Genomic DNA, 22,239 nt, shown 5'->3' on the forward strand with positions numbered 1-22,239 from the left:
AAAGGACAGCCACGATGAGCGACCGCTTCCCACCTAACAGCCGTTACTACCCGACCGACACCGCCGAGTTGGTCCAGGTCGACGGTCGACGCGTGGTTTACCTGCGGCGGCGCTTCGTACCGGACCCGGCTAACTTTGTCACCTTGCAGATCTACACCGTGATCGAGGGCGACCGGATCGATCGCATGGCCGCTGCGGTGCTCGGTGACCCGGAACAGTTCTGGCGCCTGCCGGATGCCAATGGTTGCCTCCACCCACTGGAGCTGGAAGAGCTGGGCCGGCAAATCCGCCTGACCTTGCCCGAAGGCATGCAGGGGCCGAGCGATGCTTAAAGGCATGCATGTCTCGCTGCTGGTCGGCCCGGCGATACCGTTACCGGTGCCCAAGCCGCTGATCGATGCCTTGCAGAGCATCCAGGTGACGTCGGCGGCGGGCGCCCGCAGTGGCTTCCAGATCAGCTTCGCACTGCACAACAATTCACCGCTGCACACCCTGTTGTTGCTCACCGGCGGGCGGGTGCCCTGGCTGCGGGTGCTGATCGTGATCACCCTCAACAGCCTGCCGATGGTGTTGATGGACGGCCTGATTACCCGCCAGGAGGTCAGTGGCTCCAACGAGCCGGGGCAGAGCACCCTGACCATCACCGGTGAGGACCTGTCGGTGGCCATGGATCAGCAGGAATTCAACGGCATTCCCTATCCGGCCATGCCGGCCGAGGCGCGGGTGGCGCTGATTGTCGCCAAGTACGCGATCTTTGGCATGGTGCCGCTGGTGATCCCGCAAATCTTCAGCGATGTGCCGATCCCGGTGGAAAAAATCCCCACCCATGACGGCACCGACCTGGCCTACGTGCAGAAGTTGGCCAAGGACGCCGGCTATGTGTTCTACGTCGAACCCGGCCCGTTGCCGGGGATGAATACCGCCTACTGGGGCCCGGAGATCAAGCTCGGGATACCGCAACCGGCGCTGAACCTGGGGATGGATGCCCACAGCAACGTCGAGGCGCTGTCGTTCAGCGTGGACAACACCAAGGCCAGCCTGCCGATCGTGTTTATCCAGAACCCGCTGACCAAGTTCCCGATTCCGTTGCCGATCCCCGACATCAGTCTGCTCAACCCGCCGCTCGGTGCGTTGCCGCCCATTCCCAAGTCGATCCACCTGCTGAAGGACACCGCCAAGCTCTCGCCAATGGCGGCCTTGTCCAAGGGCTTGGCGGAGGCGGCGGGCTCGGCGGATGTGGTGACCGCCACCGGCTCGGTCGATGTACTGCGTTACGGCTCCGTGTTGAAGGCGCGCCAACTGGTCGGCGTGCGCGGTGCGGGCAGCGCTTTCGACGGTTTGTATTACGTGAAAACCGTGACCAGCAACTTCAAGCCCGGCGAGTTCAAGCAGAGCTTCACGCTGACCCGCAACGGTTTGATCTCGACGCTGCCGAGGGTACCGGTATGAGCGCTGAGCAAGGCAAGTTCTACGGCAAGTTCCGCGGTGTGGTGTTGAACAATATCGACCCGATGCAGATGGCCCGCATCCAGGTCCAGGTGCCTGATGTGCTGGGGCTCGGCATCTCCAGCTGGGCCATGCCCTGCGTGCCGTTCGCCGGGAAGCAGAGCGGGATGTTTGTGGTGCCGCAGATCGGCGCCGGGGTCTGGGTCGAATTCGAGCAGGGCAACCAGGATTACCCCATCTGGGTCGGCGGTTTCTGGGGCAGTGCGGCAGAGGTGCCCGCCTTGGCGTTGGCGGGGTTGCCGGTATCGCCAAGCATTGTGCTGCAAACCGGCAACCAGAACGGCCTGACGATCTCTGACCTGCCGGGGCCCACGGGCGGCATTCTGCTCAAGACCCTGACGGGGGCGATGATTTCGATCAACGAAATCGGCATCACCATCAGCAACGGCCAAGGCGCGACGATCATGCTCAACGGGCCGGCGGTGAATATCAATCAAGGCGCATTGACGGTGATTTGAAATGAACATTTCACGCAATCGGCAGCTGAAATCGGCCATGACAGGGGAGGACCGCTGATGCCCGGATTTCTCCTGCATCTGGGCGCCACTGTGATGTGCAGCCACGGCGGCCAGGCGACACCGACCGCGCCGTTTCCCCGGGTGACACTCTCGGGCCAGCCCGTGACGACCCTGGCCGCGCCCTATGTGATTGCCGGCTGCGCCATGCCGCCACCGCCCTCCGGCAATGGCCCCTGCGTGACCGGCCAATGGCTGGTCGGCGCGACCCGGGTGTTCGCCGGCGGGCTGCCGGTGCTACTGCAATCGAGCACCTCGATCTGCGTCCCCACCGGCACGCCGATGATGGTCACAGTCACTCAGCTACGGGTCTCAGGAGTCTGATATGGCTTTGGACTTTCCCTTCAGCATCGACTCGCGCGGGCGCAGCGCCGAAGTGTTCGCCGATCTGCAGGTGCGGGACATGATCGAACAGGTGCTGTTCACCGTGCCGGGCGAGCGGGTGAACCGTCCGGATTTCGGCTGCGGCCTGTTGCAATTGGTGTTCGCGCCCAACAGCGATGCCCTCGCTGCCGCTGTGCAGATGACGGTGCAAGGTTCGCTGCAACAGTGGTTGGGGGAACTGATCGAGGTCGAGGCGGTGACCGTCGAGAACCTCGACGCGCGCCTCGACGTGACGGTGCAGTACGTCATGCGCCGGGATCGCCAGCGGCAACTGGCGACCTTCAGCCGAGGGATTGCGCCATGAAACGCCAGTTTTTGTCTGACAACCGCCATCGTCTGCAATTGCTGCGTGACCTCGACCCGTCGAGCCTGAACGGCATCGACTACCTGGAAGTGGTGTCCCTGAATCAGCGCAAGCTCAGTGTGGTGTTTGTCAATCCGTTGGCTGGCATCACCGCCGCCCATTGCCGGATCGAGGGCGGGGTGCGCATCACGGGTGTACAAATCGAGAGCCTGAATATCAACGGCAATCAGCTCGACATTACGGTGGACCGGGCCGGTGATTTTTCCTGGTACCGTTTCGTGTTGATCAACCCCAAGGCGCCCGAAGACTCACCGCCGGGCTTCGACCCTTGCCTGTCGAGTATCCGCTTCAGTTTCAAGGCGCAGTGCCCGTCCGAATTCGATTGTGCCGACGACCAACCCTGCCCACCGCAGGTACCGGCCGAGCCACTGCTGGATTACCTGGCCAAGGACTATGGGAGCTTTCGCCGGTTGATGCTGGACCGCATGGGGCAACTGATTCCTGGCTTTCGCGAGCGCAACCCGGCGGATTTTTCCGTAGCCCTGGTGGAAATGCTGGCACATGTCGGCGATCAGCTCAGCTATTACCAGGATGCAGTCGCCACCGAAGCGTATCTGGGCACTGCCCGTCGCCGCGTCTCCCTGCGTCGGCATGCGCGGCTGCTGGATTACCCGATCCACGACGGCTGCAACAGTCGGGTCTTCGTCAGTCTGAGCGTCTCGCCCCAAGCTGACGGTCGAGTGTTGGCCGCCGGTACGCCGCTGTTGACCCGTACTGCCGAGCCCGGGACTGTCTTGAAAGAATCCGCGCTGCAAACCTTGCCTGACGGCAGCACCCAAGTCTTCGAAACGATGCACGCGTTGCCGTTGCAGTCCGCCCATAACCGCATTGATATCCATCATTGGGGCGAGCCGGATTTCTGTCTGGGCAAAGGCGCGCAAGAGGCCGCGCTGATCGACGTCCCGCCGCTGAGCTTGCAGGCCGGCATGCTGCTGATCTTCGAAGAAGTCCTGAGCCCCGGCACCGGCCGTGCACCGGATGCCGACCGCACCCACCGGCATGCAGTGCGCTTGACCGAGGTCAAGCCGGGGCACGACCTGCTGACCGGCACGTCGTTGCAGCTGATCAGTTGGCACGCCGAGGACGCGCTACCGTTCCCGTTGTGCATCAGCGCGCGTATCCAACAGTCCGGTGTCAGCAAGACGGTCAGGGTCGCTCAGGTCTGCGGCAATGTGGTATTGGCCGACCATGGGCTGACTCGCGCCGATGAGTCGCTGCTGCCGGACGTTGTACCGACTGCCGGCCAATACCGGCCGCGCCTGCGCGAGCCCGGCATCGTCTATGCCCAGGCCTATGAACATGACCCGACGCGCTCCGCCAGCAGCACCTTGTATCAGGACCCCCGGCAAGCCCGTCCGTCCGGCATGCAACTGCGCGAAGACGACCCCGATCAGTTTGGCGACCAACCCAAGCCCGGTGCCAGCCCTTGGTTGCCACGCCGCGATCTGCTCGGCAGTGACCGCTTCGCACAGGAATTCGTGGTGGAGACCGAAGCCGATGGCAGCGCCCACCTGCGCTTTGGCGACAACCGCTTCGGCATGCAACCGCAACCCCTCAGCCGGCTGTTGGCCAGCTATCGCCAAGGCGGTGGCAGCATCGGGAATGTTGGCGCCGAGAGCATCACCCAGATGATCTGTGAAGACCCTCTGATCAAGGACTTCATCCAAACGCTGCGCAATCCGTTGTCGGCAAGCGGCGGCGCAGAGCCGCAAAGCGCTGACTCGATCAAGCTGTTTGCACCCCAGGCTTTCCGCACCCAGGAACGGGCGGTCACCGAGGCCGATTACGCGCGGGCCGCCGAGCGTCATCCGCAAGTACAACGGGCCGCTGCGAGGCTTCGCTGGACCGGCAGCTGGTACACGATGTTCGTCAGCCTCGACCGCAAGGGCGGCCAGCCACTGGATAAGCCGTTTCGTGAAGAAATGCTGCGCCACCTGGAACGCTACCGGTTGGCCGGTTATGACCTGGAACTGCGTGATCCGATCTATGCCCCGCTGGATATTCAGCTGAACGTCTGCGTATTGCCGGGCCACTTTGCCGCGACGGTCAAGCTTGGCCTGCTCAAGCGCCTGAGCAGTGGCGCAGACGGGCTGGGACAACTCGGCTTCTTTCATCCCGATCACTTCAGTTTTGGCCAGGGCCTGGCGCTTTCCACCCTGATGGAGGCGGCGCATTCGGTAACCGGCGTGGCCTCGCTTCAGGTCGAGGTGTTCCAGCGCTGGGGCAAAACCCCTAATCAGGAAATAGCGCAGGGCTTGATCGGTGCCGCGTTACTGGAAGTGTTGCGCCTGGATAACGATCCCAATTTCCCCGAAAACGGCCGACTGCTGCTGAACATGCAAGGTGGCTTATGAGTAATGGCGAACACTGCGGCTGCTGCGCCGGGATCAAGGTGCTGACGCCGGTCGACGAATTGAACCCGCCAGGGCAGACGACGTTGCACTATCGGGTCGGCACCCATGGGCGTTTTCGCGAGAGTCAGCTGGCGCGCCTTTCCAGCCAGACGGCGCTGCTCGGGCTGAGCACTCGCGATGCCGATGATCCGGCGCTGGCATTGCTCGATGCCTGGGCTGGTGTCCTCGATGTGCTGAGTTTCTATCAAGAGCGCATTGTCAACGAGGGCTTCCTGCGTACCGCCACGGAGCGGCGTTCGATATTGGAGCTGGGGCGTTCCATCGGCTACGAGCTGCGCCCTGGCGTGGCGGCCTCGACGTTTCTGGCTTTTTCTCTGGAGACCGCGCCGGGCGCGCCGTTAACCGCGCGGATCGACGCCGGCAACAAGAGCCAGAGCATTCCAGAGCAGGATGAACAGGCCCAGGTTTTCGAAACGCTGGAGCCGTTGTACGCGCGCGCTGCCTGGAATGCCTTGGCCCTGCAGAGCCAGGAAGAGGTGCCGCCGTACTGGGGCGCTCGTACTCTGTATCTGAAAGGGCAGAACACGCGCTTGCAAGCCGGTGACGCACTGTTGATCGTCGGCGATGAACGCCTGAAAAATCCCGGCAGCGAAAACTGGGACCTGCGCCGCGTCGTTCGCCTGCAAGTGATTTCGCCGGTGGAGCCGAGCGCCGACCCACTGGCCGGCTACACGGTGGTCACGCTCGACCGGCCGCTGGGTGAGGTAATGCCCCACGTCCAGCCGGCCAAGGCCAATCCTCGCTGTTTTGCCCTGCGGACCAAGGCTGCGCTGTTCGGCCAGGCGGCGCCCGACTGGCGGGCGATGCCGCGCAGCCTGCGGGCAAGCTACCTGGGCCTGGACGATGATAAGCAGGCGAATATCAGCCTGCACGGCCAGTGGCCGGGCTTCACCCTGGCCGATGTTTCCGATCCGCCGACCCGCCAGGCCACCGGCAGCGGCCTGTATGGCGAGTATTTCGAAGGCAACGACTTCAAGACGCGAAAGCTCAGCCGTACCGACGCCACCGTTGATTTCGACTGGGGCAACGCCAGCCCCGACCCGCAGCTGACCGGCGATACTTTCTCGGTGCGCTGGAGCGGCTGGTTGCAAATACCCGAGAGCGGCAATTACCGCTTTTTCGTCAAAGCCGACGACGGCGTGCGGCTGTGGCTTGGCGGCCAGTTACTGGTCAATCAATGGCAAGAGCAAGGCGCGACCGAATACGGCGAGAGCCTGTTCGAGCTGCAGGCCGGACAAAAACTCGACCTGCGCCTGGAGTACTACGAGAACGGTGGCGCTGCCTTGATTCAATTGCGCTGGCAGGGCCCTGGCATCGCCAAACAAATCATTCCCCAAAGTCGGCTATACCCACGAGACGTACACAGCGTGCATCTGGATGCCAGCTATCCGCGACTGGTCACGGGCAGTTGGCTGGTGCTGACGCTGCCCGATTATCAGGAGCTGTATCAAATCCTCGACAGCCGCGAGGATGCCCGCGCCGCCTTCACCCTGAGCAGCAAGACCACGCGCCTGAGCCTGCGTGGCGAACAACTGCGCGAGCTGTTCAACGAGCGTCTGCGCGAGACCACGGCCTATGGCGAATCCATCGAGCTGCCGTGGGCGACCCGGCCCAGGTCCGGGCTGCTCAGCGGTCATGTGCTGACGCTGGATGATCTGCAACCGGAGCTGGAGGCGGGGCGCTGGCTGTCGATCAGCGGCCACACCTTGCCGGACGTGACGCAAAATGCGCCGGCGCGTCAGCGACTGTTGGCCAATGACCCGTTGGTGGCGGTGGAAATCGCCAGGGACGGCCGGCTCGCCAGCCTGTCCTTCACCGATGGCGCGCGCCATGAAGTAGTGCTTGGCTTCGCCAGCGAAGTGGCGCGCCTGCAACGCAATGACAGCAGCGGGCCGCGTTCGCGCCTGGAACTTGAGAGCGATCTGCAACATGCCTATCTGCCGTTGAGTGTGCGGATCAACGCCAATGTGGCGCCGGCCAGTCACGGCGACAGCAAGCAGATGCAGATACAGCCGGAAATCCTTGGCAGTGGCGACGCCAGCCAGGCCTTCCAGCGCTTCCTGCTGCTGCAGAAACCGTTGACCTACATTTCCTCACCCACCCCTTCGGGCATCCAGAGCACGCTGCAGGTACGCGTCGAAGGTGTGCGCTGGTCCGAGGCGCCACAATTGGGTGAGCTCGGCGCGCAAGACCGTGCCTATCTGCTGCGCCGGGGCGATGATGGCCGGGTCACCGTGCAGTTCGGTGACGGCGTGCACGGCAGTCGCGTGCCCACGGGACAGATGAATGTGCAGGCGTACTATCGCGTCGGCATTGGTGCGGCCGGCAACCTCAACAGTGGGCGGATCAGCCTGCTGCTGTCCCGTCCGTTGGGGGTCAAGGATGTGATCAACCCGGTACCCGCGGCGGGTGGGGTCGATCCGGAAGACCGCGACAGTGCCCGGCAGAACGCACCGCTGAGCGTACGGACCCTGGATCGCATCGTCTCGCTACGGGATTTCGAAGACTTCGCCGCGGCCTTCGCCGGCGTCGGCAAGGCCCAGGCGGTGTGGTTATGGGATGGCGAGCAGCGGTTGGTCCACCTCACGGTCAGCGGGGTAGAAGGTGTCAGCATCGATCCCGGATCGGCGCTCTATCGCAACCTGGCCGCGGCCATTGACGCGGTGCGCCCGGCTCATCAGCCGCTCAAGCTTGCACCCGGGGTGGTGCTGCGTTTTGGTGTGGAAGCCAAGGTTCGGGTTAACCCGGACTATCAAAGCGCAACAGTCCTCAGTGCAGTGCGCAGCGCCTTGGGGCAGGCCTTCGGGTTTGCCGCGCGTTACTACGGGCAACCCGTCAGTGGCAGCGAAGTACTGGCGGTGATGCAGCGGGTGCCGGGAGTGGAGCGGGTGGATCTGGATAGCTTGCGGCTCTACGACGGCCTGTCCAGCAGCAGCATGGCAGGTCCGGATGGCCGACTGCGCGCCCGCGGTGCCCGGTGGCAGAGTCAGCAAATATTGGCGGCACAACTGCTGTTGCTGGACCCGTCCGCCGTTACCTTGACGGAGCTTAGCCTATGAGCATTGACGCCGAATTCCTGATGGCGCGGCTGCCGGCCTTCTACCGCGAGCGCGATGCAGAAATGGGTGGGCCGCTGCGGGCATTGCTGGAAGTTATCGCCGAGCAGGGCGCGGTGCTGGAAGAGGACATCACCCGGCTCTACGACAACTGGTTTATCGAAACCTGTGACGACTGGTTGGTCCCCTATATCGGCGATCTGCTGGGCGTGCGCGGTCTGTATCCGGTCAGCGGCACCCAGGCGTTCGGCCTGCGCGCGTATGTGGCCAACAGCCTGCGCCTGCGACGGCGCAAGGGCACGCTGCCGGTGCTGGAACAGCTGGCATTCGATACCACCGGCTGGCGTGCGCGGGCGGTGGAGTTTTTCGAGCTGCTGGGCACGACCCAATACCTCGAACACTGCCGCCCACAAAATGTGCGCACGCCGAACCTGCGTGATGCCACACAATTGGAGCGGGTCGACGGCCCCTTCGACCGCGCCGCCCATACCGTCGAGGTGCGTTCGCTCCCGGCCGGGCGCTACAACATTGCCAATGTTGGTCTCTATCTCTGGCGGTTGCAGGCCTACGCACTCCAACGCGCCACCGCCCGAGCCATGACCAGCCTGGCGGGCTTCTACAGTTTCGATGCCCTGGGTCGCGACGTCGCCGAGCCGCTGTTGCGGGGGGAGGGCATGTTGTTCAACCGGCCGCGCACCGAGCAGGAAATCACTCACCTGGCGCAACCGGAAAACGTGCCGGAACCACTTTCGCGGCGACTGCTGCACGACGAACTGACGGCGCTGCGTCAGACCCTGACCGATGGTGAGACACCTGACCCTGTGTACTTTCCCCTCGATCGAGAGGAGGAGGGTGGCCCGGTTCTGCGGATCTGGCTGGACGATGTGGAAGTACTGCCGGAGCATCTGCTGGTGTGCAATCTCTCGCCCTTGCCCGGCGTAGTGCCGCAAGAATGGCGGCGTCCACCGGCCAGCGTCACGGTGAAATCGAGCAAGGCCGGTCAGCCGGATAAAACCTTTCCTGGCGTTGCCAACCTGTTTCTGGTGGGTTTCGACCCGGTCCTGGGACGTATCGCCTTGCCCGCCGGCAAGACCGCGAACCGGGTGGAAGTCGCCTACAGCTATGGCTTCCCCGGCGATGTCGGCGCGGGGCCCTACGATCGACGCCCGTTGCGTCGCGACGATGAGCCGTTGCAGGGCCTGCTCGATCCGGCGGATTTCCAGGTACTGCTGCGGGTCCCGGGCGACCACGCGACGCTGACCGACGCGCTGGCGGCAGTCATTGCCGGGACCCGTACGCTGATCTATCTGCTGGACGACGGGACCCAGGAGCTGACCCCTGATCTCAACCTGCCAGATACCCACCTGGCCATTGAAGCCGCCAACCAGCGGCGGCCGGTACTGATCGGCGACCTGCGGTTACGCGGCAACCTCGACACCCGGCTCAGCCTGTCCGGGCTACTGCTGGACGGTCAACTGCGTTTGGACGGCGCGCTGGGCGAAGTGAATCTGCGTCATTGCAGCCTGACGCCGAGCAAGGGTGGCATCCGTCACACCGGCACCGGCAGCCAACTCTGGCTGCGGCTGACCCATTGCCTGTGCGGGCCGTTGCGGACGAGCAAGGCCATTGCCGGAGTCGAGGGCCACAACAGCGTGTTCGATAACGGCGATGACGTGGCCTTCGATTTACCGGACACGCGCCTGCAACTCGACCGCTGCAGCGTCTTCGGCGCCAGCGCCGCCGGGGAGCTGGAAGCCAGCAACAGTCTGTTCAGCGCCAAATTGAATATCGCCCGACGCCAGGAAGGCTGCGTGCGTTTCTGCTATGTGCCATCGGGCTCGCAGACGCCACGTCGCTACCGCTGCCTGCCGGACCTGGTGACCCAGGGGTTGCCGACCGCCCAGGCAAAGAGCGAACGGGTGCGGGTGACGCCAGCCTTTACCTCGGTGAGTTTCAGCCATCCGGCATATGCCCAGCTGCGCCTTTCAAGTGCTCAAGAGCTGCGCACCGGCGCCGAGGACGGCGCCGAAATGGGCGTCTGGAATGTGCTGCAACAACCACAACGCGAGGCCAACCTGCATCAGGCCTTGGACGAATACCTGCGCTTCGGCCTGGAGGCCGGGGTGATCTTTGTGAACTGAACGAACGCGCAAAACGGGCAAGGACTACCACTATGAAAGCCGATCTCACCCGCTCGACCGACAAGCCGGACCAGCACTATCGCGCCGTACGCATGCAACAGGGGCGGGTGCAGCTGGATGCGGACTGGAACGAGCAGCAAGACATTCTCAATCGCCGGATCGAGAGTGAAACCGTCGATACCATTGGCCATAGTGGCGGGCCCTTGGCCAACCCCGGGTTTCTGCTGACCGGCAATGGCAAGAACATCGGCATCGGCATCGGCCATTACTACGTCGAAGGCTTGCTCTGCGAAAACGCCAGCCAGGTCCCGGCCACCAGCCAGCCGCACTTGCCGGGCAACGTCTCACCGGTGCTGCCGGCCAATGCCAGTCTGTTGCCATTACCCCCGGCGAATGCGCCGCAGTTGGTCGAGATCAAGGTCTACGACAACAACGGAGCACCCATCGACCCTCCGGACGGGATCTACCTTGGCTATCTCGAAGCCTGGCTGCGGCACATCACGGCGCTGGAAGACCCGCTTATCCGCGAAGTCGCCCTCGGTGGGCCGGACAGCGCGACCCGCGACCAACTGCTGTGGCAGGTCAAGTTGCTGCGTGCCGGTGATATCGGCGCCGACCTGAACTGCCTGAGCGCGCTGGCGGCCTGGACCACCCTGACCACTGCAGCCGATGGCAAGCTCGCGGCCCGCGCCGAACCCAGCACTCCGCCCAAAGATCCCTGCCTGCTAGCGCCGGAAGCAGGCTACCGGCGCCTGGAAAACCTGTTGTATCGCGTCGAGATCCACGACGATGGCAGCGTTTCAGCCGACCAGCGCTACAAATGGTCGCGTGACAACGGCAGCATTGAAACCCGCGTTGTACGTTGGCTGGGCGAGCCGACGGCGGACGAGTTCGAGGTCGCCAGCCTTGGCCGTGATGCCTACCTTGCGATCACCGCCGGCTGCTGGCTGGAATTCTTCGACGATACTTACGAACTGCTTGGCCGGCCGGGGACTCTGGTCCAGGTGCTCAAGACAGAAGGCAATATTGTCACCCTCGATCTGGCCAGCGCCACCGGGTCTCTGGACAAGGCGCTGTACCTGAGCAACCCGCGTGTGCGGCGCTGGGACGGTTGGGCGAAGCTGGTCCCGGCGGCAGCCAATTTGAACAGTGGCTGGGTGGAGCTGGAGGAGGGCGTCGAGATCAAATTCATCCCCGGCAAGTATCGTGTCGGGGATTTCTGGACCATTCCCGCTCGCACCGCTACCGCTGACATCGAGTGGCCGTTGGTGGCCAATAAACCTGCCTTCCAGTCACCGCAAGGGGTATTGCGCGCCTTCACCCGGTTGGCTTTGCTCAACTGCCAGGCCGGGGTCTGGAGCACGCTGTCCGATTGCCGTCAGCTATTTCCGGCGCTGACCGAACTGACCAACCTCTATTACGTTGGTGGCGACGGCCAGGAGGTTATGCCAAACCCTTTGGCGCCACAAAACCTGCCGTTGCCCAGCCCGCTGGAAGTCGCGGTGTTCAATGGCAAGTTCCCGGTTGCCGGGGCCGAGGTCAGCTTCAGCGTCAGTGACGGCACGCTGCCCAACGGCACCGCCAGCCAGATCATCGCCACCGGCGCGGACGGTATCGCCAGCGTGATCTGGAGCCTGGCGCCCGGCGTGCTGAACCAGACCTGCACGGCGCAACTGCTCGAAGCCGGCCAGGTAGCGGCCGGCAAGTACAACGTCCTGCATTTTTCCGCCAGTCTGTCCGTGGCCACACAAGTCGCCTATGACCCGGCGAAGTGCGCCGACATGGCCGCCCAGGGCATTCATACCGTGCAGGATGCGCTCGACGCGCTCTGTCAAAAAAACCACGGCGGTGGCTGCTGCACCAGTGTCGGTGTCGGCGGCGAGTTCGAGAACCTCGACATCGCGCTCAAAGTGTTACTCGAACAGGGTCAACGCGACATCTGCTTGTGCCTGCTACCTGGCGAGCATCACCTGGCCGACAGCATCGACCAGGTCGCGCCGAACGGCACCCATCTGTTCATCCACGGTAGCGGCCCCGCGAGCCGGCTGGTGCTGCGTAATCAAGAGTTCAACTGTTTCGATTTTGCCTCCCTGACGTTTCTGGATTTCGACATCGTCATGCTGGGCGAGAATCAGTGCCTGCGTTTTCAAGGCAATCAGCAATTGCGCTTGCAACGGATGCGCCTGTCGGGGCTGACGGTGCCCGGGATCAGCCTGGTGCAGATCGACGACGCCCAGCGCATTGACCTGAGCGCCTGCCTGATCAACGCCTACTCGTCGAGCGGGACACAGCACGCCCGGGAACTGTTTGATGCCATACCCTTGCTCGCCCCCCTGGAGGCGGCGATGAAATCAGGCAAGGGCGAACTTTTTGCGCCTATCCCAAGCAAGGTGGTCGATGCCTTTGCAGCGTTCAGCGCCGCTCAGCGCAAGGCTTTCGGGCAACAAGTGGATCGCCGCCAGGTAGTCCTCAACACCGATGAAATATTGGCATTGTCAACGCTGCGCAGCGATATCGAACAAGGTGCCAGCCAGCGTCGACTGCTGCTCTCGCTGGATCGTTTGCGCACGGAACTGATGCTCAACCACACCGGCTTCGCCCTGGCCCTTGGCGATGCCGAGGCGGATACCTTGCTGGCGGACAACCAGATCAACGGCCGCGTGTCCTTGTACGGCGAGGCCAAGAGCGACGAAGCGCTGGACCTCGATTTTCTGAAAAATCTGGGTGTTGCGTTTAGTCGCGGCCGAGTCCGACTCAAGCCCGGCTATGGCGAATTACGCCTGCGCAATAACCGGCTACAAACGTTGCGCCTGGGCGATGCGATGCTCGACCGCTTGCGGCAACTTGCCGGCTCAGCCGACGGAGGCGAGATTGAAGGTTGCTATCGCAGCCTGCTGGCGGATTCCAATACATTGGTGGGCACGGAAAACCTGTTGCTGGCGTTGAAACTGTCCCTGAGCCAGAACCAGCTGAGTGTCTTCGGTCACATCGCCGCGTGTATTGCTTCCCAAGGCAAGTACATCGGCAACTTCAGCCTCGAATCCGTCCTGTTCGTGCTGGGTCACAACGCTAACCAACAGTTTGCCAATGCCGGGCTGATTTTCAGCGAAATGTAGCGGGGCGCAGATTCAGAAGGGGATTTGCGTCGATTGAATTAGGCACACTGCAACGACAGATCCGTGAACGTCGAAGAATTGCTTCCGGGTGCCGGGAAGTGGATGGATGCGAGAGAAGCTCCACCCGAGACATGATTTAACTTATGGGCGATGACCGGTGTTCATAAGCAACTGTGACTCTTGGTTTTGAGACCCTTGGGTCAGAAACTGGGTTAGAGTGCTCAGCAATGCCTGTTCATAGGGCCTTCCACCCGATTCGGGTAGCCGCGCCAAGCGGTTCCAGCGCACGAGCCGGGCAAAAAAAACCGTATATCAATCGATATTTGAAGAATGAATCGTCCGCTGTTTGTTTCTCTAGATGGGCCCAAGGGAGCCGGAAAAACCACACTTTTGGAGGCCGTTACGAAAGTACTGAGGGCGGACAACAAAAAGGTGATCCGACTTTGCGAGAAAAAAAGCGATCCCTATCGGCGTGAAACAATGACCCTCGTTAACAAGCTCGTCAGAAATCCCACCCGAGATTTGGAGTTGGAGGTTTGTGAGCGCTTTGCAGATAGCCGTACCTGGATTTCCCAGCACGTTCTGGCTAAACAGCCACAAGACAGCATCATCTTGATCGATCGCTGGTACCCGTCTGATGCCGCGTTTCGCCGGCTAGTCCCGTTTGCAGAAATTCTACAGTTGAACATTGATCGAAACGTGCAAGTGCCAGATCTGCATGTCGGGGTTGTCACCAACCCTGAAATTTCATGGGCAAGGGCAGCGGCACGACGTCGTGGACTGAGTAGTACGGTGATCCATAAGCTGGAAGAACATGTCGCTTGTACCCAGGCGTTCGAGCAAGCGATTGCAGATAACGGCTGGGTTTTATGCCGCAATGAAGGAACGATCGAAGACGCAACGATGCAGGTGGTGTTTGAGATTTATAGAGTCCTTCAATGTCCCATAGGCGAAGTTCGCTGCGCCGGTCTTGTCGCCGCAGCGGTAGCCGGCTGATGCTTTGAACTGGGTGCCTGCCATCGAACGCTGAGCCGAAGCTTCCCGAGGCGGGTCATACATGATCAGACGGTTCGAGCGTCGATTGCTGGAGATGAATACCAAGAGGAAAGCGGACGCTAGGGATACGGACATAATCTACGATTTAACATAATATACATTACACGTAACAACGTATTTCAGAATTAGCCTCGTTGCCCACAGATTTTGCAGCGCCAATTCACCTCCAGCCATTCATCCGTGCGTGAGCCTTTCTATCAACATCGAATGCTCGGCAAACTGTTCGCTGAGCTTTTGCCGATCACCCATTTCCATATCCGCAAAATCAAACCCCGGCGACACCGCTTCGCTGATCAGACCAAATCCCGCCAATCCGTCCGTAAGCCGCGAAGCTTTCCAAACGCCGCCCGGTACAGTCAATTGCAAACATTCTCCCGCGATGACATCGCTGCCCATCGTGACGGTTGTCAGAGTGCCGTCCGGAAAAATGAGCGTGTACTCAATGGCATCGCCCAGATGGTAGTAATGAACAATGTCGGACTGATTCAGGTGGAAATGGCCAACCGGGGAATCTCTCGTTAACAGGTAATAAATGGACGTCATCCGGTAACGCTGGCCATCGGTTGTTGTGACGAGACTCTGATCATCGGATTGATAGGTTCTGCGGTAGTAGCCTCCTTCTACATGAGGCTCCAGATCGAGCGCCGCGATGACTTCATTGATGCTGGGTGATTTTCGAGTCATGCTGGTAACTCTCCTCACTACATTTCGATAGATAACAACATAATCGCGTACGTTAGCTACATAACTCGACTAAATGGCTCTTTAGTTGAGCTAACAGAAAATCTCTGTCATCCCGGTTTCAGTCGTGGCGCTTATCCAGGCTCGAAAATGCGCAAACCCACTAGACTATCGCCATAGCTCACCTGATGGGCAACCTGAGAACGGAGTAACGGATGCTTTATTTTCAGCAAATGTTGGGCACTGCCGTGTTCGCCATTACCGGGTTGCTGGCTATCCAAAGAGTCGGTGTCGATCTGTTCGGAGCCGTGGTTTTGGGGATCATCACCGCTATTGGTGGTGGCACCCTTCGAGACCTGTTGCTCGATCAACCGATTTTCTGGTTTGCAGACTTCAACTACATCTGGGTCGCATTGGTTACCTCACTGGTGGCTTTTTTTCTCATCAATAGATTGCATAAACGCTATCAGCTGCTGCTGTATCTCGATGGTTTTGCGGCCGCGCTGTTCGCAATAGTTGCCACTGAAAAAGTGCTGTCTTTGCAGCTCGCGGCACCTTTGGCAGTAATGATGGGCTTGCTGACCAGCATTGGCGGCGGCATCGCCCGTGATGTGCTGGCTGGCAGGGCTTCGTTGTTAATGTCACGCGAGATATACGCCACGCCAATCCTGCTGGGGTGCATCCTGTACGTCTTGCTGCGCGATACATTCCCCACGATTCAAATCGCCGGCTGGATCGCCTTGATATTCACCTCAGGGTTCAGGTTTCTCGTCATTTACTACGGGCTCCAGATGCCTGCTTTTTTCTCTACCAAACAGGGATAAGCCGGGCCGATAGCGGTGTAGACACCCGGTTGCAGCCCCCTGCCCCACGCGTCTGCCCCACCCATCGCTAACCGGGACAACGCCAAACGACCCGCTACACTTGCCTGTCGACGCCGCGCCTCCCGAGCGGCCTCCTGATCTGGAGGTATCCCATGAGTGACAGCACTGAACTCACGACATTCACCGGCTGGGCCGCAACGACAGCAGGCGCTCCACTGGAACGCTATAGCTATGATCCCGGCCCACTGGGAAGCGATGAGGTAGAAGTCGCCGTGGAGTATTGCGGCGTCTGCCATTCCGACCAGTCGATGATCGATAACGAATGGGGTATCAGCCACTACCCGTTTATCCCCGGTCACGAGGTGGTCGGCCGTATTGTTCGCATGGGCCCACAGGTACGCGGCCTCGAAATGGGACAACGGGTGGGCATTGGCTGGTTCAAGGGCAGTTGCATGCATTGTTCTTCGTGTATCGAAGGCTCTCACCAGCTCTGCAACACGGCCAAACCGACCATCATCGGCAGCAATGGAGGCTTCGCCGACCGCCTGCGGTCACACTGGGCCTGGGCTCTGCCGATTCCGGACGCGCTCGACCCGGCCAAGGCCGGTCCATTGTTCTGCGCCGGCTCGACGGTGTTCAACCCGCTGGTGGAGTTTGGCGTCAAGCCCACTGACCGGGTCGGTGTGGTCGGGATCGGGGGCCTTGGTCACCTGGCCTTGCGCTTTCTTAATGCCTGGGGCTGCGAGGTCACGGCTTTTACCTCATCGCTGAGCAAGCAGGATGAAGCCAAGCGCCTTGGTGCGCACAACGTCATTGCCTCTACCGACAGCAATGCCCTGAGATCCATTGCCGGGACCCTGGATTTTCTCCTGGTCAGTGCCAGCGCCGACCTCGATTGGGCGGCCATGCTCGCCACCTTGCGGGGTAAAGGTCGCCTGCATTTTGTGGGCATAGTGCCCAGCGCCATTCCAGTGCATGTGTTCGACCTGATTCCCAGGCAAAAGAGCCTGTCAGGCTCGCCGGTCGGTTCGCCCAGCAACACCGCGACCATGCTGGAGTTCTGCGCGCGTCATCAGATCCTGCCGCAGGTCGAGGTGTTTGCGATGAGCCAGGTCAACGAGGCCATCGACCATCTGCGCAGTGGCCAGGCGCGTTACCGCGTCGTGCTGGATGCCAGTAAATGACAATTACTATCGGTCGCATAAAACGACCTAGAACACCGCAACGATTAAGAAGATCCTTTCAATAGCTCGCCTGCAGGCTCTGTCATTGGCCATGTGCCAAGGCAAGCCTGCATTCGCGGACAATTGAATTGCCGGAGTTGTTATGGTTTTTTTTGAACTGATTCCTTTTACGGTGCGTGTGCGTGCCGTCGCGGATGCATTGCGACGCATCGACAAGCCCATCCAACCGCGCGCCAAACAATACTTGCCGGTGCACGCAGCGCTTCTTTATGTACTTTCAGTTTTCAGGACTGCCCGCACTCATAAAATCCGTGACTACACTGAGCCCAATACATTGCTCGTGCCCGGAGGCGTCCGTCATGCTTGATTATTTCGCATTAGGCCTGTTGTTTTTTGTCGGGTTTGTCTTGTTTTACGGGGTCATCGCACTGCACGACATTCCTTACGAAATCGCCGTGCACCGAAATCACCCGCACCAGGATGCGATCCATGCAACCGGTTGGGTCAGCCTGTTCACCCTGCATGCCCTTTGGCCATTTCTGTGGATCTGGGCGATGGCGTACCGGGAGGATCGGGGCTGGGGATTTGGTGATGGCAAGTCGACGCAGGTTCATGTCGTTCGTCTGGAGGAACAGGTTGCTGCCCTGAACAATCGGATTGAGCAACTGGAAGCGGCGACACGTACTGCGGGGCACATCCCGGCGTCGGACAATCGCGGTGAGGGAATCTAAGCCATGGATCTATTGCTCGTTTTGACCTATGCGGCCATCTGCGTGGCCATTTTCAAGATTTTCCGCATACCGCTGAACAAATGGACGGTCCCTACCGCAGTACTTGGCGGGATCCTGCTGGTTGGCGCATTGATTTTCACGATGAACTACAACCACCCCTACTCCGAGGTGGCGCGCTCGTACTTCGTTTCGGTTCCAGTGATTCCGGTAGTCACTGGCCAGGTGATCGAGGTACCCGTCAAAGGTAATGAACCTCTGGAAAAAGGTGATGTGCTGTTTCGAATCGACCCCGCCCCGTTCGAATACCGGGTCAAGTCCATCAAAGCACAGTTGCTCGCGGCAAAAGCTGATCGTGCTCGAATCACTGAGTTGATCAAGCGTAACTTCGCCACTCAACGTGAACTGGACATCGTTGTTGCTCGCTCCGACGATTTAGACGCACAACTGTCTATTGCGCAGTATGAACTGGACAACACTGTCGTTCGGGCCCCCAGCAAAGGCTTCGTGACCCATGTTTCCTTGCGCACGGGCATGATGGCCACCAAGTTCCCCTTGCGCCCTTCAATGATATTCATCCCCGAAGAAGGGCATTACTTTTCAGCATGGATGCGTCAGAACAGCCTGTTGCGCTTGTCAGTCGGCGATGAAGCGGAAGTAGCCTTCGACGGCATTCCCGGCAAAGTGTTCGAGGGGCGGGTTCAGAGCGTTATCTCCGTCATTGCAGAAGGACAAGTACAACCCTCTGGAACGCTGGTCAGCTTTACCGGCTCACCGCCAGCAGGTCGGGTACCGGTCATTATCGAAATAACCGACCCCGACTATGCTCAATACAGCAAACAAGTACCTGGCGGTGCCTATGGGCAGGCGGCGCTTTACAGCACGCACTTTCACCATGTCGCGGTGATGCGCAAAATTCTGCTGCGCATGGCTGCCTGGATGAACTACATCTTCCCATTCCATTGAGGAATTGGTGACGCCCTCTTTCAACAGGCGGCGTCACCCTCCTCCGTCTACCCCCGCACCGACAAGCTTTTTAGTTTCAGTGACTGCACGCCACTGTTTGGCCGGCGCGTGGGCGACTGAATCCGGATTTACCACTGCTTGAATTGAATGACCGTTGGAGCACTTCATGATTCAGCAACGTAGCGATCAGGATGATCGGCTTTCAGGATCCCCCTTTCGGCGGGCCGCGAGCGCCCTGTTGCCGGAATGGGTTGGCCACTATCGGCCGGCCTGGTTCAAGGGTGATGTCATCGCCGGGCTGACCGCCGCGGCCGTGGTTATTCCCAAGGCCCTGGCGTACGCCACCATTGCAGGCCTGCCCGTGCAGGTCGGCCTCTATACCGTGCTGGTACCGATGGCGATCTATGCCGTACTCGGCAGTTCGCGACCGCTCAGCGTCAGTACCACCACAACCCTGGCCATCCTGGTTGCCTCCGCACTAGGGCATATCAGCCCTTCCGGCGATACCGCCACGCTGGTGGTTGCCTCCGCCACCCTGGCCCTGATGGTCGGCGCCATATTGGTCCTGGCGGGGATGTTGCGCCTGGGTTTTGTAGCCAATTTCATTTCCGACCCGGTGCTGGTGGGTTTCAAGGCGGGCATCGGGATTGTCATCGTGCTCGACCAGTTGCCCAAGCTGCTGGGCATCCACATCGAAAAAGCCGGTTTTTTGCACAACGTACTCACCACCTTTCAGGGGCTGGGGCACGCCTCTTTGCCGACAGCGGCAGTCGGTGTGTTCATGGTGCTGATCCTGATAGGCATGAAGCACTTTACCCCACGATTGCCAGCGCCCCTGATTGCGGTCGCGCTCGGAATCGCCGGCATGAGCCTGCTGAACCTGGAGCATTTTGGTGTGTCGGCAGTCGGTGTGGTGCCGATCGGGTTACCGGCATTGACACTGCCCGGTTGGTCGATGGTGTCCGACCTCTGGCCGTCGGCCATGGGGATTGCACTCATGAGCTTTACCGAGACCATCGCGGCAGGCCGTGCATTTGCGCGCAGTGACGAGCCCGCCTTGCAACCCAATCGAGAACTGGTAGCGACAGGTTTTGCCAACGTCGGTGGCGCGTTTCTCGGGGCCATGGCCGCTGGCGGAGGAACCACCCAAACAGCCGTCAACCGCCTCGCCGGTGCGCAATCACAACTGGCGGGCCTGATCACTGCCGGGCTGGCATTGGGGACGTGCCTGCTGCTCGCACCCTTCATTGGTTTGATGCCCAATGCCACGCTCGCCGCCGTTGTGATTGTGTATTCGATAGGCCTGATCCAGCCTTCGGAATTTCGCGACATTCTTTCGATACGCCGCACAGAATTCATCTGGGCGATTGTGGCAATGGTCGGGGTCATGCTACTCGGCACGCTGCAGGGTATCGTCGTGGCGATCATCGTTTCGTTGCTGGCGCTGGCCTATCAGCTCTCGGACCCGCCCGTACACATACTGGGGCGTAAACCCGGCACCAACATCTATCGACCGTCATCCGCCGAGACCGAAGACGATGAACATTTTGAGGGGTTACTGCTGCTGCGGCCTGAAGGTCGCCTCTTCTTTGCCAACGCCGAACGTCTGGGTTCGAAAATTCGCTCGTTGATCGCAGAGGCAGCGCCCAGCGTCGTGATTCTCGATCTGCGCAGCGTTTTCGACCTGGAATACACCGCCTTGAAAATGCTCACGTCAGCCGAACAGCGCTTGCGAGAAAGAGGCATCTCGTTGTGGCTGGTGGGCATGAGCCCAAGCGTATCCACGATGGTTGTCCATGCTCCGCTGGGCCAGGCATTGGGCGACTCACGGGTGTTCCTGAATCTGGAGCAGGCCGTTGCGCATTATCAGAAACAGTAATTGCACGCCTGCCCGCAGGCGTGCCTTGCATCAACGGTGTCCTTGAGAAATTGAACTACCCTTTACTCCCAAACCGTACCGGTTTAGCCGTGTATTGGCCGCCGGTGCCTAGCCGTATTCATGTGCATAAAGAGGTTGAAGTATTGCGATGAAAAAACAAAATCTTAAAGTAACCGACTCCGCAGATAAAGAAGCCGCCGGGCTGAGCCGCAAAGACTACGAGGCACAGCTGAAGACTCTGCATGTCGAACTGGTCAAATTGCAGCAGTGGGTCGTCGCCACCGGGGCCAAGGTCGTGGTGGTTTTCGAAGGTCGTGACGGCGCCGGCAAGGGCGGCACGATCAAGGCGCTGACCGAACGTGTCAGCCCTCGGGTGTTTCGTGTCGTGGCGTTGCCAGCACCGAACGAACGAGAAAAAAGCCAGATGTACCTGCAGCGCTACATGCCGCACTTCCCGGCGGCAGGTGAAGTCGTGATCTTCGACCGCAGCTGGTACAACCGTGCGGGCGTTGAGCGTGTCATGGGTTTTTGCGACAAAAAGCAGGTTTCCGACTTTTTTCTACTCGCGCCCATGTTCGAACGGCTGCTGGTCAATTCCGGCGTCTTGCTCTTCAAGTATTGGCTGGAAGTCAGCCCTGATGAGCAGTCCCGTCGACTCAAGGAGCGCATCACCGACGGCCGCAAAATCTGGAAGCTATCGCCGATGGACATCAAGTCCTACAACCGCTGGGACGACTACACCCGGGCACGTGACGAGATGTTCGAGGCCACCGACACCGAGTGGGCGCCTTGGCATGTTGCTCGTTCGGAAGACAAAAAATCGGTACGGCTGAACCTGCTGACCCACTTGCTGAAAAACATCCCGTACAAAAAAATCAAGCAAGAGAAAGTCACGCTGCCGAAACGCAAAATCGGCAGCTACAAGCCGATCAATTATCAATTCAAGTACATCGCAGAACCGTTCTGACGGTTCTGCGCGATGTGGCAGCCTACTCCCTGGATTGAGGTTCGGATTGGGCTGCCTCAGCCGTTGCTTCAATGGCCCGGATACTCACCGCCGCAAATATCGCCGTCATCAAAACGCCGTGGAAACCCAGCACGATGGCAAGGACACGCGAGCTCGCGAGTTTGGGGGCCAAGTCACCGTAGCCGATGGTCAGGCCGGTCACAAAGGCAAAGTAGATGCCGTCAAACGCCCCCCATCCTTCCAGGTGGCTGATGACCAGACCGAGCACTATGATCATCGTCAGCAGTATGGAAAAAATCGGCCAGACAACACGGAAGTAAAACCACACAGCTTTGTAGAACTCTCGACGAACATGCTTGGCATGACTGATGTTCATGTAATGGCTCCAGAGGTTTAACGGATTTAAAAGCGTGGCGTACCGACACCCAACAGCTTGGCACAAGCGCCAGACTTCGGGG

Annotated in this window: 19 protein-coding genes; 17 read left to right on the plus strand and 2 right to left on the minus strand. The window is 60.4% G+C overall.

All coding sequences use genetic code 11. From position 1 onward, the window contains the following. Nucleotides 1-14 precede the first annotated feature (14 nt). From BMS17_RS00295 to BMS17_RS00340, 10 genes are all read left to right on the plus strand, one after another. Nucleotides 15-332, plus strand: coding sequence for a hypothetical protein (locus tag BMS17_RS00295; protein ID WP_046027213.1), 318 nt, complete (start codon nt 15-17; stop codon nt 330-332). Further along, the gene (locus BMS17_RS00300) at nt 325-1,449 is read left to right on the plus strand and encodes a hypothetical protein (protein WP_046027214.1); all 1,125 of its coding nucleotides are present in this window, start codon (nt 325-327) and stop codon (nt 1,447-1,449) included. Before BMS17_RS00295 ends, BMS17_RS00300 begins: the two co-directional genes overlap by 8 nt. Then, the gene (locus BMS17_RS00305; protein WP_046027215.1) at nt 1,446-1,964 is read left to right on the plus strand and encodes a phage baseplate assembly protein V; all 519 of its coding nucleotides are present in this window, start codon (nt 1,446-1,448) and stop codon (nt 1,962-1,964) included. The genes BMS17_RS00300 and BMS17_RS00305 overlap by 4 nt, the downstream gene beginning before the upstream one ends. Before the next feature lie 57 nt (nt 1,965-2,021). Beyond that, a complete protein-coding gene (locus BMS17_RS00310; protein ID WP_046027216.1) occupies nt 2,022-2,345 on the plus strand; it encodes a hypothetical protein in 324 nt (107 codons plus the stop codon). Between the two features lies 1 nt (nt 2,346). Beyond that, nucleotides 2,347-2,709, plus strand: coding sequence for a GPW/gp25 family protein (locus BMS17_RS00315; RefSeq protein ID WP_046027217.1), 363 nt, complete (start codon nt 2,347-2,349; stop codon nt 2,707-2,709). Beyond that, the gene (locus tag BMS17_RS00320; RefSeq protein WP_077430164.1) at nt 2,706-5,123 is read left to right on the plus strand and encodes a putative baseplate assembly protein; all 2,418 of its coding nucleotides are present in this window, start codon (nt 2,706-2,708) and stop codon (nt 5,121-5,123) included. Before BMS17_RS00315 ends, BMS17_RS00320 begins: the two co-directional genes overlap by 4 nt. Further along, complete coding sequence (locus BMS17_RS00325; RefSeq protein WP_077430165.1) at nt 5,120-8,242, plus strand: putative baseplate assembly protein; 3,123 nt, start codon at nt 5,120-5,122, stop codon at nt 8,240-8,242. Before BMS17_RS00320 ends, BMS17_RS00325 begins: the two co-directional genes overlap by 4 nt. Beyond that, on the plus strand, nt 8,239-10,380 hold the full coding sequence (locus BMS17_RS00330) for a hypothetical protein (protein WP_077430166.1): 2,142 nt from the start codon (nt 8,239-8,241) through the stop codon (nt 10,378-10,380). The genes BMS17_RS00325 and BMS17_RS00330 overlap by 4 nt, the downstream gene beginning before the upstream one ends. A 32-nt stretch (nt 10,381-10,412) precedes the next feature. Next, the gene (locus BMS17_RS00335) at nt 10,413-13,496 is read left to right on the plus strand and encodes a DUF6519 domain-containing protein (RefSeq protein WP_077430167.1); all 3,084 of its coding nucleotides are present in this window, start codon (nt 10,413-10,415) and stop codon (nt 13,494-13,496) included. A gap of 330 nt (nt 13,497-13,826) precedes the next feature. Next, nucleotides 13,827-14,492 carry a dTMP kinase gene (locus tag BMS17_RS00340; protein WP_077430168.1) on the plus strand — a complete coding sequence of 222 codons (666 nt, stop codon included), beginning with the start codon at nt 13,827-13,829 and terminating at the stop codon, nt 14,490-14,492. 234 nt (nt 14,493-14,726) lie between these two features. Here the strand turns inward: BMS17_RS00340 and BMS17_RS00345 are convergent, their stop codons facing one another. Continuing rightward, entirely contained in the window at nt 14,727-15,236 is a 510-nt protein-coding gene (locus BMS17_RS00345) for a cupin domain-containing protein (protein WP_077430169.1), read from the minus strand. 212 nt (nt 15,237-15,448) lie between these two features. Here BMS17_RS00345 and BMS17_RS00350 point away from each other — a divergent pair, with 212 nt between their 5' ends. The 7 genes from BMS17_RS00350 to ppk2 all read left to right on the plus strand — a co-directional run bounded on the left by BMS17_RS00350 (nt 15,449) and on the right by ppk2 (nt 21,781). Next, nucleotides 15,449-16,057, plus strand: a complete 609-nt coding sequence (locus BMS17_RS00350) for a trimeric intracellular cation channel family protein (RefSeq protein ID WP_046027272.1) — start codon at nt 15,449-15,451, stop codon at nt 16,055-16,057. Nucleotides 16,058-16,209: 152 nt separating this feature from the next. Beyond that, nucleotides 16,210-17,241, plus strand: a complete 1,032-nt coding sequence (locus tag BMS17_RS00355; protein WP_077430170.1) for an NAD(P)-dependent alcohol dehydrogenase — start codon at nt 16,210-16,212, stop codon at nt 17,239-17,241. 142 nt (nt 17,242-17,383) lie between these two features. Next, complete coding sequence (locus BMS17_RS00360; protein WP_046027274.1) at nt 17,384-17,608, plus strand: hypothetical protein; 225 nt, start codon at nt 17,384-17,386, stop codon at nt 17,606-17,608. Then, the gene (locus BMS17_RS00365) at nt 17,601-17,972 is read left to right on the plus strand and encodes a DUF3302 domain-containing protein (RefSeq protein WP_046027275.1); all 372 of its coding nucleotides are present in this window, start codon (nt 17,601-17,603) and stop codon (nt 17,970-17,972) included. Before BMS17_RS00360 ends, BMS17_RS00365 begins: the two co-directional genes overlap by 8 nt. Nucleotides 17,973-17,975: 3 nt before the next feature. Then, entirely contained in the window at nt 17,976-18,935 is a 960-nt protein-coding gene (locus BMS17_RS00370; protein ID WP_046027276.1) for an HlyD family secretion protein, read from the plus strand. Nucleotides 18,936-19,101: 166 nt separating this feature from the next. After that, nucleotides 19,102-20,814, plus strand: coding sequence for a SulP family inorganic anion transporter (locus BMS17_RS00375; RefSeq protein WP_077430171.1), 1,713 nt, complete (start codon nt 19,102-19,104; stop codon nt 20,812-20,814). A gap of 148 nt (nt 20,815-20,962) precedes the next feature. After that, the gene (ppk2, locus tag BMS17_RS00380) at nt 20,963-21,781 is read left to right on the plus strand and encodes a polyphosphate kinase 2 (RefSeq protein ID WP_046027278.1); all 819 of its coding nucleotides are present in this window, start codon (nt 20,963-20,965) and stop codon (nt 21,779-21,781) included. Nucleotides 21,782-21,803: 22 nt separating this feature from the next. On the opposite strand, the gene BMS17_RS00385 is transcribed toward ppk2, so the two are convergent. Continuing rightward, nucleotides 21,804-22,157: a potassium channel family protein gene (locus BMS17_RS00385; protein ID WP_046027279.1), complete on the minus strand. Its 354-nt coding sequence runs from the start codon at nt 22,155-22,157 to the stop codon at nt 21,804-21,806. Nucleotides 22,158-22,239: the final 82 nt, after the last annotated feature.

This window comes from Pseudomonas sp. C9 (assembly GCF_002000165.1).
Lineage (GTDB): Bacteria > Pseudomonadota > Gammaproteobacteria > Pseudomonadales > Pseudomonadaceae > Aquipseudomonas.